Source organism: Delftia sp. 11MD, assembly GCF_050907895.1.
Taxonomy (GTDB): domain Bacteria; phylum Pseudomonadota; class Gammaproteobacteria; order Burkholderiales; family Burkholderiaceae_C; genus Comamonas; species Comamonas tsuruhatensis.
The window spans coordinates 429992-441795 of record NZ_CP194333.1 but is presented as its reverse complement, the minus strand read 5'-3'; the positions used below and the strand labels follow the sequence as shown (position 1 = coordinate 441795).

Annotated in this window: 11 protein-coding genes; 7 read left to right on the top strand and 4 right to left on the bottom strand. The window is 67.5% G+C overall.

All coding sequences use genetic code 11. The features are described 5' to 3' along the window. Positions 1-71: 71 nt before the first annotated feature. The 5 genes from ACRSCF_RS01995 (at position 72) to ACRSCF_RS01975 (ending at position 4785) form a co-directional block, all read left to right on the top strand. Positions 72-1100 (top strand): zinc-dependent alcohol dehydrogenase family protein, encoded by a 1029-nt coding sequence (locus ACRSCF_RS01995; protein WP_016448540.1) that lies wholly within the window; start codon positions 72-74, stop codon positions 1098-1100. A 298-nt stretch (positions 1101-1398) separates the two neighbouring features. Next, positions 1399-2157 carry a sulfite exporter TauE/SafE family protein gene (locus ACRSCF_RS01990; protein WP_244387743.1) on the top strand — a complete coding sequence of 253 codons (759 nt, stop codon included), beginning with the start codon at positions 1399-1401 and terminating at the stop codon, positions 2155-2157. A 254-nt stretch (positions 2158-2411) separates the two neighbouring features. Further along, positions 2412-3182 (top strand): ABC transporter substrate-binding protein, encoded by a 771-nt coding sequence (locus ACRSCF_RS01985; protein ID WP_017404916.1) that lies wholly within the window; start codon positions 2412-2414, stop codon positions 3180-3182. A 65-nt stretch (positions 3183-3247) separates the two neighbouring features. Then, entirely contained in the window at positions 3248-4030 is a 783-nt protein-coding gene (locus ACRSCF_RS01980) for an amino acid ABC transporter permease (RefSeq protein ID WP_016448543.1), read from the top strand. Beyond that, a complete protein-coding gene (locus tag ACRSCF_RS01975; RefSeq protein ID WP_016448544.1) occupies positions 4027-4785 on the top strand; it encodes an amino acid ABC transporter ATP-binding protein in 759 nt (252 codons plus the stop codon). Before ACRSCF_RS01980 ends, ACRSCF_RS01975 begins: the two co-directional genes overlap by 4 nt. A 68-nt stretch (positions 4786-4853) precedes the next feature. Here ACRSCF_RS01975 and mrdA read toward each other — a convergent pair whose 3' ends face one another. The 4 genes from mrdA to ACRSCF_RS01955 all read right to left on the bottom strand — a co-directional run bounded on the left by mrdA (position 4854) and on the right by ACRSCF_RS01955 (position 9728). Continuing rightward, positions 4854-6899 carry a penicillin-binding protein 2 gene (gene mrdA, locus ACRSCF_RS01970; RefSeq protein WP_017404915.1) on the bottom strand — a complete coding sequence of 682 codons (2046 nt, stop codon included), beginning with the start codon at positions 6897-6899 and terminating at the stop codon, positions 4854-4856. Between the two features lie 13 nt (positions 6900-6912). Beyond that, the gene (mreD, locus tag ACRSCF_RS01965) at positions 6913-7431 is read right to left on the bottom strand and encodes a rod shape-determining protein MreD (RefSeq protein ID WP_016448548.1); all 519 of its coding nucleotides are present in this window, start codon (positions 7429-7431) and stop codon (positions 6913-6915) included. After that, a complete protein-coding gene (mreC, locus tag ACRSCF_RS01960) occupies positions 7428-8501 on the bottom strand; it encodes a rod shape-determining protein MreC (RefSeq protein ID WP_034365666.1) in 1074 nt (357 codons plus the stop codon). Before mreC ends, mreD begins: the two co-directional genes overlap by 4 nt. 183 nt (positions 8502-8684) lie before the next feature. After that, the gene (locus ACRSCF_RS01955; RefSeq protein ID WP_012202293.1) at positions 8685-9728 is read right to left on the bottom strand and encodes a rod shape-determining protein; all 1044 of its coding nucleotides are present in this window, start codon (positions 9726-9728) and stop codon (positions 8685-8687) included. A 212-nt stretch (positions 9729-9940) separates the two neighbouring features. Here ACRSCF_RS01955 and gatC point away from each other — a divergent pair, with 212 nt between their 5' ends. Together gatC and gatA are read left to right on the top strand one after the other, a co-directional pair. Continuing rightward, positions 9941-10240 carry an Asp-tRNA(Asn)/Glu-tRNA(Gln) amidotransferase subunit GatC gene (gene gatC / locus ACRSCF_RS01950; protein WP_016448550.1) on the top strand — a complete coding sequence of 100 codons (300 nt, stop codon included), beginning with the start codon at positions 9941-9943 and terminating at the stop codon, positions 10238-10240. 66 nt (positions 10241-10306) lie between these two features. Continuing rightward, positions 10307-11803, top strand: coding sequence for an Asp-tRNA(Asn)/Glu-tRNA(Gln) amidotransferase subunit GatA (gene gatA, locus ACRSCF_RS01945; protein WP_244387742.1), 1497 nt, complete (start codon positions 10307-10309; stop codon positions 11801-11803). The last annotated feature ends 1 nt before the right edge of the window (position 11804 follow it).

The window sequence follows — 11804 nt, the reverse complement described above, 5'->3', positions numbered from 1 at the left end:
ATCAATGCAATTATGGAGGAATCAATAGACTGAAGTCCTGTTTGATATCTGCCTCGAAAGGACCGCCTTCCATGACCGTGCCTGCGTCTTCCCCATTCATGCAGCAATGGCAACTGCCCGCCCTGGGCCATGAAAACCTGCAGCTGGTGCAAGTCCCCATTCCCGAGCCCGGGCAGGGCCAGGTACTGGTGCGCGTGCATGCGGCATCGCTGAACTACCGCGATCTGCTGATCCTGCGCGACGGCATGGGCATGGGGCCGGCCCTGCCCCTGGTGCCCGGCTCGGACATGGCTGGCGAGGTGGTCGCCATCGGCCCGGGAGTCGCGGAGTTCGCGGTTGGCGACGCCGTGATCAGCACCTTCTTCTGCGGCTGGCAGGACGGCGTGCAGCCGCGCACCAGCCTGCCGCTGGGCTCGCCCGGGCCGGGCATGCTGTCGGAATACGTGGTGCTGGGCGAAGACAACCTGGTCGCCGCGCCCCGTCAGCTGGACTTTGCGCAGGCCAGCACCCTGACGTGCGCGGGCGCAACCGCCTGGTTCGCGCTGGCCGAGTCCGCGCCCACGCGGCCCGGGGACACCGTGGTCATCATGGGCACGGGCGGCGTGGCGCTGTTCGCCATGCAGATCGCCCATGCCCAGGGTGCGCGCGTGGTGGTGGTTTCGGGCAGCGACGACAAGCTGGCGCGGGCTGCGCAGCTGGGTGCAGACCACGGCATCCACCGCCACCGCACGCCGGACTGGGCCGCCGAGGTGCGCGCCCTCACGGGAGGACGCGGCGCCGACCATGTGCTGGAACTGGCCGGGGGGGATAACTTCGGCCGCTCGCTATCGGCCCTGGCACAGGGAGGCCGCGTGTCGGTGATCGGCAATCTGCAGGGCGACGAGCTGCGCGGCTCGGTCTATCCGCTGCTGCTGGGGCGCGCCACCGTTCAGGGCATCGGCGTGGCACACCGGCGTGCGCTGCAGGATCTGGTGCGTGCCGTGGACTGGCTGAAGCTGCAACCTGTGATCGACAGCGAATACGCGCTGGCCGATCTGCCGGCAGCCCTGGAGCATCTGGAGCGGGGTGCTTTCGGCAAGCTGGTGCTGCGCATGCGCTGAACGTCCGGCAACCGGCAATCATCGTCCCAGCCCCTTGCTGGTGCAATCCCGCACTTTCGCGGCAACTGCGGGAAATCCCCGATGCACCACCCAGGTGCGGCCATTAAAGTCCATCCACTCTCGCGGTACCACAGTGCTGCACAAGAGGGGCCGAGGAGACAACTCGTACACAACCAGATCAACATTCATAAATAGCATCCCAAGATGCATTTCCCAGAGCGCCGGCAAGTCCGGCGCTTTTTTTTATGCCTGCGGCCAGCCTGATGCGGCACCGTGGCGGTGCGACAATCGCCGCCCTATGGAATGGATCATCGTCTCGCTGGCCTCGATGCTGGCCGGCTTCGTGGACGCCATCGTGGGCGGCGGAGGCCTCATCCTGCTGCCCGCGCTGTTCGCCACCTTCCCCACCGCACCACCGGCCACCCTGCTGGGCACCAACAAGAGCGCCTCCGTCTGGGGCACGGCCATGTCCACCTGGCAGTACGGCCGCAAGGTGCAATTGCCCTGGCGCGCGATGATGCCGGCCGCCTGCGTGGGCATGGCGGGCTCCTTTGCGGGGGCCTGGGCCGTCACGCAGATCTCCCCCGACTTCCTGCGCCAGTTGCTGCCGCTGGTGCTGCTGGGCGTGCTGGTCTATACGCTGGTGCGCAAGGACATGGGCCGCAACCACACGCCGCTCTATTCGGGCCGCGCCGAGACGCTGATCGCCTGCGCCATCGGCCTAGCCATCGGCTTCTATGACGGGTTCTTCGGCCCCGGCACGGGCAGCTTCTTCGTGTTCCTGTTCGTGCGGCTGATGGGCTATGACTTCCTGAACGCATCGGCCTCGGCCAAGCTGCTGAACATGGCCACCAACCTGGCGGCGCTGGCGCTGTTCACGCTCAAGGGCCATATCTGGTGGCACCTGGCCGTCCCCATGGCGGTGGCCAATGTGCTGGGCGCCATGCTGGGCACACACATGGCCCTGCGCCATGGAACGGGCTTCGTGCGGGGCATCTTCATCGGCGTGGTGAGCCTGTTGATCCTCAAGACCGGCTACGACGCCTTCATCGCCTGAGCACGCAGGCCAGCGGCATCCGCAACACCTGCCATCGGCATCGGCGACGGCAACCTTCTATAATTGCCGACTTTTCGCCTTGAGCTGCGGCGGCAGGTGCATGTCGCACCCCTGCCAGCGGCTGCACCCGACCCGCCGCGCAGCCACGCAATCGGCCCCGCCGTCCATGGCCATGCACCGATCCGTGCGTTGGCGCTTTCCCCCTCTTGCGGCGCCGGGGTCAGGTCCTGAGCGACAGCCCTCCTGGAGCTTCCATGAAACGCATTACCGTCATCGCCGCCGCCGCGCTGGCCCTGTGGACCGCCGCAGGCGTTCAGGCCCGCCCCTTCGACGCCATCCAGAAGGAAGGCACGCTGCGCCTGGCCACCGAAGGCTATTACGCGCCCTTTGCCCATTTCGAGGGCAAGCAGCTGACCGGGTTCGAGGTCGAGCTGGCACAGATGCTGGCCGGCAAGATGGGCGTGAAGTACGAGTGGAAGACCATCAGCTTCGACGCCCTGCTGACCGGCCTGCAGCAGGACCGCTGGGATCTGGTGATTTCCTCGCATGGCATCACGCCCGAGCGCGAGAAGGCCGTGACCTTCACCCAGCCCCACTACTGCTCGGGCGGCATCGTGATGTCGCTGGACCCGGCCATCCGTTCGGCCAAGGACCTGGCGGGCAAGACGGTGTCGGTGCAGACCGGCTCCACCTATCTGCAGTACATGGAGAAGAACGTGACCGGCATCAAGCGCCTGGTCAACTTCCCCACGAACGAGGCCGCGCGCAATGCGCTGCTGTCCAAGCGGGTGGACGCCTGGGTGACCGAGCGCTTCATTGCCAAGGAACTGCAGCAGAAGAACCCCAATGCCCAGCTCAAGCAGGGCGAGATGCTGCTGGTCGAGCGCATCGCCGCCGCCGTGGCCAAGGACAACAAGTCGCTGGCCGACGCCTGGAACAAGGCCTTCAAGGACGCCCTGGCCGACGGCAGCTACGCCAAGCTGTCGCAGAAATATTTCCACGAAGACATCCGCTGCCCTGACTGAGGCCCCGGGCAGATCTGCCCGACCGGCGCCCACTTGCAGGGCGCCTTTTTGTTTCTAGCCCACCTATGCTTACCGTCCTCTGGCCCGCCCACTGGAGCCGCTCGCAGCGCAGCAACGCCACCCTGGTCACGGCCCTGCTGCTGATGGTGCTCGTGGTTTCGCTGCTGGGGCAGTTGCTGTCCCTGCTGCCCGAGCCCATAGGCTCCAATGCCGACACCTTCGCCGATGGCGCGCGCACCACGCTGTACCTGACGCTGGCCAGCGGCGCCGCCGGCCTGGTGCTGGGCATCGCCGCCGCGCTGGCGCGCACCTCGCGCACGGCCGCCCTGCGCTGGGCTGCAGGCTTTTACGTCTGGGCGATCCGCGGCACGCCGCTGCTGGTGCAGATCCTGTTCATCTACTTCGCGCTGCCGGTGCTGATCCCGGGCCTGAACCTGCCCGACTTCGCCGCCGCCTGCATTGCGCTGGCGCTGAACGTGGGCGCCTACAACGCCGAAGCCGTGCGTGCCGGCCTGCAGGCCGTGCCGCGCGGCCAGGCCGAGGCCGCACGCGCGCTGGGCCTGCCGCGCAGCCGCGTCTTCATGGACGTGGTGTTCCCGCAGGCCTTCAAGATCTCGCTGCCGCCGCTGGTGAGCAACTTCGTGGCCCTGCTCAAGGATTCGTCGCTGGCGTACGCCATCGGCGTGGTGGAGCTGACCAATGTGGGCAACCGCATCCAGTCGGCCACCTTCCAGCCCGTGGAGACCCTGGTCACCGTGGGCGTGACCTACCTGGTGCTGACCACGCTGGTGACCCAGGTCACGGCTGCCGTGGAGTACCGCTTCGACGTGGAGGGCCGCCACAAATGAGCGCCGACAAGCTGGCACGGGGCATGCCCTACATCGTGGCCGACAAGGTCACCAAGTCCTTTGGAAGCCACCAGGTGCTCAAGGGCGTTTCCACGCAGTTCTGCACGGGCGAGGTGACGGTGATCATCGGCGCCTCGGGCTCGGGCAAGTCCACGCTGCTGCGCGCCATCAACCGGCTGGAGCCGCATGATGGCGGGCGCATCACCATCGACGGCGTCGAAGTCACCGACAACGAAGCCACGCTGCAAAAGCAGCGCTGCGAAGTGGGCATGGTGTTCCAGCAGTTCAACCTGTTCGGCCACATGACGGTGCTGGACAACGTGACCCTGGCGCCGCGCCGCATCCACAAAACGCCGCGCGCCCAGGCCAATGCCAAGGCCATGGCCCTGCTGGAGCGCGTGGGCATGCAGGCCCACGCCCACAAGTACCCGTGGCAGCTGTCGGGCGGCCAGCAGCAGCGCGTGGCCATTGCCCGCGCCCTGGCCATGGAGCCGCAGGTGATGCTGTTCGACGAGCCCACCAGCGCGCTGGACCCGGAGATGGTGCAGGAGGTGCTGGACGTGATGCGCGAGCTGGCACGCGGCGGCATGACCATGATCGTGGTCACCCACGAAATGGGCTTCGCCCGCGAGGTCGCCGACCGCGTGATGTTCTTCGACCAGGGCTGCATCGCCCACGAGGCGCCACCGGCCGAATTCTTCGGCAACCCGGCCAGCGAGCGGATCGCGGCGTTCATCGGGCGCATGGGGCATTGAGGCCCGGGCCTGCGCACACAGGCTGCTCAAGAAAGCAAAGAGCCGGCAATGCCGGCTTTTTTGCTTTCTCAATCCTCCAGCTCGCCAGCAGACGGCGGCGGCAGCGCGGCAGCGCGGTTGGATGCCACAGGCGCCGATGCCTCGGGCGGCTCGTAGCGCGGCAGGCCGGGCAGGTTCACGGTTTCCGCATCCAGCGTGATTTCGGAGACGCGGCGCGGGGTGCCTATGGGGACGCCGGCCTGGCCCTTGCGCATGGCGGCCATGTCTTCCAGGCTGGGGTAGCGGCCCAGCAGCCAGTAGTCGAACACGCGGCGCGCCAGCGGTGCGGCGGCAGCGGCACCGAAGCCGGCGTTCTCCACGATGGCAGCGACGGCAATGGTGGGGTTGTCGGCCGGCGCGTAGGCGATGTACAGCGAGTGGTCGCGCTGGAACTCGGACAGGCGTGCCGCGTTGTACTTCTCGTTCTGGCGCACGCCCACGGCCTGGGCCGTGCCGGTCTTGCCGGTGGAGGTGTAGGGCGCGTTGCCGAAGATGCCGCGCGAGGTGCCCTCCACCGTCACGGCGGCCACGGCGGCGCGCACGGCCTCCACGTTCTCGGGCTTGTAGCCCATGCTGGTGCCTGGATCCTTGTTGATGGCCGAGAACTGCTGCGTGACGGCATCGACACGGCCCACGGCCAGGTGGGGGCGGTGCTTGACGCCCTTGGCCGCCAGCGTGGACATGGCATTGGCCAGCTGCAGGATGGTGAAGTTGTTGTAGCCCTGGCCGATGCCCAGCGAGATGGTCTCGCCCGCGTACCACTTCTTCTGCTCGGGCCGCTTGTAGGTGTTGCGCTTCCACTCGGTGCTGGGCAGCACGCCGCGCGCCTCGCCGCGCACATCGATGCCGGTGAGCTGGCCGAAGCCCAGCGGCTTCATGTAGTCGTGGATCATGTCCACGCCCATGTCGTTGGCCAGCATGTAGTAGTACACGTTGGACGACTTGATGATGGAGCGGCGCAGGTTGGTCGGCCCGTTGGGGTGGCCCGAGCGGAAGGTGTGGCCGCCGAAGGTCCAGCTGCCGTTGTCCATGATGGTGGTGTCCGGGCGGCGCTTGCCCGACTCCAGCGCGGCAATCGCCATGAAGGGCTTGTAGGTGGAGCCCGGCGGATAGGTGCCCCGCAGCGCGCGGTTGAGCAGCGGGCGGTTGATGGATTCGTTGAGCGTGGTCCAGCTCTCCTGGTCGATGCCATCGACGAAGAGGTTCAGGTCGAAGGTGGGACGGCTGACCATGGCCAGCACTTCGCCGCTGCGCGGATCGATGGCCACCAGGGCGCCGCGGCGGTCGCCGTACAGCTCCTCCACCATGCGCTGCAGCTTGATGTCCAGCGACAGCACCAGGCTGTCGCCGGGCGTGGCGGGGCGGCTGCCGAGCTTGCGCACAGCATGTCCGCCGGCCGAGGTTTCCATTTCCTCCCAGCCGGTCTGGCCGTGGAGGTCGGTTTCGTAGCTCTGCTCCACGCCCAGCTTGCCGATGACGTCGGTGCCACGGTAGTTGGCGGCGTCGTCGGAGTCTTCCAGCGCCTCTTTCTCGCGCTGGTTGATGCGCCCGATGTAGCCGATGACATGGCTGGCCGTGTCCTGCATGGGATAGGTGCGGAACAGCCGCGCCTTGATGTCCACGCCCGGGAAGCGGTAGCGCTGCGCGGCAAAGCGCGCGACCTCGTCATCGGTCAGGCGCGTGCGGATGGGCAGGGAGTCGAAGCTGCGAGAGTCGTCCACCAGGCGCTTGAACTTGCGCCGGTCGCGCGGCGTGATCTCGACGATCTCGGCCAGGCTGTCAATGGTCTCTTCAAGGTTGCCCGCGCGCGAGGGCATGATCTCCAGCGTGTAGGCCGAGTAGTTGGTGGCCAGCACCACGCCGTTGCGGTCCAGGATCTGGCCCCGGTTGGGCACGATGGGCACCACGGCCGTGCGGTTGCTTTCGGCGCGCTCGGACAGCTCCTCATGGCGCTGCACCTGCAGCACCAGCAAGCGCGCCACCACCAGCCCGAAGGCCAGCAGCACCACCACGCTCATCACCCATGCGCGCAACCTGAATCGCTGCAGCTCGGCTTCTGTATTGCGGATTTCCATCACGCGTCAAGCCTCACAGGGGACGGTTCTCGTCACTGTCCGGCGGGCGGCGCTGAGGCGCCAGCAGCAGGCCGCTGACCAGGGGCCACAGCAGGGCCTCGATCAAAGGCGCGACGACCACCAGCGGGCCGGGCATGATGCCACCGGCCACCATGCGCAGCAGCACCTGCAGGCCGTGCACCACGGCAAACAGCGGCAGCAGGTGCAGCGCCTGCACGGGCGTGGAGAACCACGACAGGCGCCGGCCCATGGCGCCGGCCGCGAACACCAGCAGCGCATAGGCCAGCGCATGCTGGCCCAGCAGGGAGGAGCGGTCCACATCCATGCACAGGCCCAGCAAAAAGGCCACGCCCATGCCCACGCGCTGGGGCTGGTTCAATGCCCAGAAGGCCAGCAGCACCATGAGCAGATCGGGTTGCCAGGCCTGGCGTCCCAAGGGCAGCATGTTGAGTGCCAGCGCCGCCAGCAGGCTGACGACGATGAACAGGGGATTGACCGGCAGCAGCAGCTGCTGGCCGCGCGGCATGATCATGCGGGCTCCTTCCTGGCGGAGGCGGGTGCGGCGGGAGCAGCGGGTGCGGCAGGCGTGGCCGGCGCATCTGTCTTGCCGGCCTTGCCGCCGTCCTTGGCGGCTTCCTTGCCCTTGCCATCCTTGGACTTGTCTTTTTCCTTGCCCTTGTCTTTTTCCTTGCCCTTGCCGGCGCGCAGGGGTTCGGCAGCGCCTTCCGCCTCGGGATGCGTGGCGCGGTCCAGCGGCTTGAGCACCACCACGTGGCGCACGCCCTGCACGCGGCCCACGGGTTCGCAGTAGATGCGGGAGAAGGCCGAGTCCGCGCGGCGCTCCACCGAGACCACCTTGGCCACGGGCAGGCCCGGCGGGTACAGGCCGTCGACGCCGCTGGTGGTCAGCAGGTCGCCTTCCTGCACATCGGCATTGCTGGGCATGAAGCGCAGCTCGATGCCGCCGGTGCGCAGCGGCGACGGGTCGCCATAGGCCACGCTGCGTGCACCGGTGCGCGGGTTGAAGACGGGAATGGCCTGGTCGCGGTCGATGAGCAGGGTGACCTCGGAACGCAGCGGATACACGCGCGTGACCTGGCCGACCACGCCCTTTTCATCGAGCACGGGCGAGCCCTGGGCGATGCCGTCCACCTGGCCGCGGTCGATGACCACACGGCGGGTATAGAGGTCGGGGCTGTCGTAGACCACTTCGGCCGCCGTGCCGGGCGTGGTCAGGCGGTCGCGCAGCTGCAGCAGCTCGCGCAGATGGTCGTTTTCCTGGATCAGTTCGTCGGCCAGCGAGGCACGCTGGGCCATGGCCACCAGTTCCTTGCGCGCGCCCTGCTCCCGGGCCTGGGCCTCGTCCAGCGAGCCCAGGTAGCGGCTGGCGTCGTGCACGGCCTCCACCGGCTTGAGCATCACCCACTGCACGGGGTACAGCACGGTGGACACGGCCACGCGCACGGGGTCGGTGATCCTGAAACGCGCGTCGGCCACCATCAGAAACAGCGCCAATGCGCTGTAGATGGCCAGTTGGGAGACGCGCGAGGGCCGCCGCTTGAACAGCGAGGGCGCCGAGTGGTCCAGGGTGTTGGGATTCATGCGCCCCTCCCGCGCGGCAGGGCCTGCCCTGCCGCACTTGCTGCGGCCTGGAAAGCACGGGCCGGGCCCGGTGCGAAGGAAGGCAGGGCAAGCATGCAGGTCACCACGGAAGGGAGAAGAAAAACGTTGCAGTCGGTCGGCTGCCGCCCGGGCCCGCGACAACGGGCCCCGGCCTGCGCCGCGTCAGTCGCTGGTGAAGATGCTGCCCTGGCGGTCCATGGTCTCCAGCGCCATGCCGCAGCCGCGCACCACACAGGTCAGCGGCTCCTCGGCCACGAGCACGGGCAGGCCCGTCTCTTCGGCCAGCAGGCGGTCCAGGTCGCGCAGCAGCGCGCCGCCGCCGGTCAGCATCATGCCGCGCTCGGCAATGTCGGCGCCCAGCTCGGGCGGGGTCTGCTCCAGCGCGTTCTTGACGGCGCTGACGATCTGGTTGAGCGGGTCGGTCAGGGCTTCGAGCACCTCGTTGGACGAGATGGTGAAGCTGCGCGGCACGCCTTCGGAGAGGTTGCGGCCCTTGACTTCCATCTCCTTGACTTCGGAGCCGGGGAAGGCCGAGCCGATGTTCTTCTTGATGGATTCGGCCGTGGGCTCGCCGATCAGCATGCCGTAGTTGCGGCGGATGTAGCTGATGATGGCTTCGTCGAACTTGTCGCCGCCCACGCGCACGGAGCCCTTGTAGACCATGCCGCCCAGCGAGATCACGCCGACTTCGGTGGTACCGCCACCGATGTCCACCACCATGGAGCCCGAGGCCTCGGACACCGGCAGGCCGGCACCGATGCCGGCGGCCATGGGTTCCTCGATCAGGTAGACGGAGGTGGCGCCTGCCGCCTCGGCCGCGTCCTTGATGGCGCGGCGCTCGACCTGGGTGGAGCCGCAGGGCACGCAGATGATGATGCGCGGGCTGGGCGTGAGCACCGAGCGCGGATGCACCATCTTGATGAACTGCTTGATCATCTGCTCGGTGATGACGAAGTCGGCAATCACGCCATCCTTCATCGGGCGGATGGCCTCGATGTTGCCGGGCACCTTGCCCAGCATGGCCTTGGCTTCACGGCCCACCGCCTGGATCACCTTCTTGCCATGCGGGCCGCCTTCGTGGCGGATGGCGACAACGGAGGGTTCGTCCAGAACAATGCCCTTGTCGCGGGCGAAAATCAGGGTGTTGGCTGTGCCAAGATCAATGGCAAGGTCGGTGGAGAAATACCGACGGAAAGCTCCGAACATTACGAGAGTCCTCTCAGGCACGGCATGCTCGTCGGCCTGCCATCGCCGGGATGAAAGTTAGGGAGTCTGGATGGGGTTGGCTTTTCGCACAATGACCAGCTCGGAGAGGGTCTTGCGGCAAAGCCGAGATAATACCGTATCCCCTGTGAATAACTTGTACTGCCGGGGCTTGAAATGCGGGTTTACATCCCGTTGCCCCCTTCAAAATTCCTATGGCACTGAACGCACAAGACATCGCACGCATCGCGAACCTCGCACGGCTCGAGCTCTCTTCCGCAGAGAGTGAGCGCATGCTAGGCCAGCTCAATGATTTTTTCGGCATCGTGGAGAAGATGCAGGCTGTGGATACTTCGGGCGTCAGCCCGCTGTCACATCCGGTCGCCGCCATCCAGGACATTGCCCTGCGCCTGCGCGAGGACATTGCCAGCGAGCCCGACCAGCGCGACGCCAATCAGCGCAGCGCCCCGGCCGTCGAGCGCGGCCTGTTCCTGGTCCCCAAGGTGATCGAGTGAGCGCCGGGCGTCGCTCGCCCTGCTTCCTGACCCCTGGCATCCGTCCCCGTTTTCCGCATCCCATACATGACCCAGCAAACCACTGATCTGCACACGCTCGGCGTGTCGGCCCTGTCGGCCCTGCTGCGCGAGCGCAAGCTCGGCGCCGTCGAAGCCGCCCAGCATTTCCTGGCCCGCGCCCAGGCGCACCAGAACCTGGGCGCCTTCGTCAGCATCGACGAAGAGGCCACCCTGGCCCAGGCCCGCGCTGCCGACGCCCTGATTGCCCAAGGCAAGGGCGGCCGCCTGGCTGGCGTGCCCATTGCGCACAAGGACATCTTCGTCACGCGCGACTTCCCGACCACGGCCTCCAGCAAGATGCTGGCCGGCTATCGCTCGCCCTTCGACGCCACCGTGGTCACCCGCCTGGCCGAGGCCGGCGCCGTGACGCTGGGCAAGCTCAACTGCGACGAATTCGCCATGGGCTCGGCCAACGAGAACTCGGCCGTCGCGCCCGTGGGCTTCGACGCACCCGCGCCCGTGCGCAATCCCTGGAACCTGGACCGCGTGCCCGGCGGCTCCTCGGGCGGCTCGGCCGTGGCCGTGGCCGCCGGCCTGGCGCCCGCCGTCACCGGCACCGACACGGGCGGCTCCATCCGCCAGCCCGCATCGTTTTGCGGCATCACGGGCATCAAGCCCACCTATGGCCGCGCCAGCCGCTACGGCATGATCGCCTTCGCCTCCAGCCTGGACCAGGCCGGTCCCATGGGCAAGAGCGCCGAGGACTGCGCCCTGCTGCTGTCCGAGATGTGCGGCCCCGACCTGGACCGCGACTCCACCAGCCTGGACGTGCCCGCCGAGGACTTCACGGCCCGCCTGAACGACGGCATCGAAGGCCTGCGCATCGGCATCCCCGCCGAGTTCTTCGGCGAAGGCCTGTCGGCCGACGTGCGCGCCGCCGTGGATGGCGCGCTCAAGGAATACGAGAAGCTGGGCGCCCGCCTGGTGCCGATCTCGCTGCCGCGCACCGAGCTGTCGATTCCCGTGTACTACATCCTGGCCCCGGCCGAGGCATCGTCCAACCTCTCGCGCTTCGACGGCGTGAAGTTCGGCCACCGCGCCAAGGACTACACGGACCTGGTGGACATGTACAAGAAGACCCGCGCCGAAGGCTTCGGCGACGAGGTCAAGCGCCGCATCATGATCGGCGCCTACGTGCTGTCCGAGGGCTACTACGACGCCTACTACCTGCAGGCGCAGAAGATCCGCCGCATGATCGCCGACGACTTCCAGGCCGCCTTCCAGCACTGCGACGTGATCGCCGGCCCCGCCGCGCCCACCGTGGCCTGGCAGCTGGGCGGAAAGAGCGACCCGCTGGCCAACTACCTGGCCGACATCTTCACGTTGCCCGCATCGCTGGCCGGCCTGCCCGGCATGAGCGTGCCCGCAGGCTTTGGCGAGGCCGGCATGCCCGTGGGCCTGCAGCTGATCGGCAACTACTTCAAGGAAGGCCAGTTGCTCAACGCCGCCCACCGCTTCCAGCAGGCCACCGATTTCCACCTTCAAGCTCCGAAGGGCATCTGAG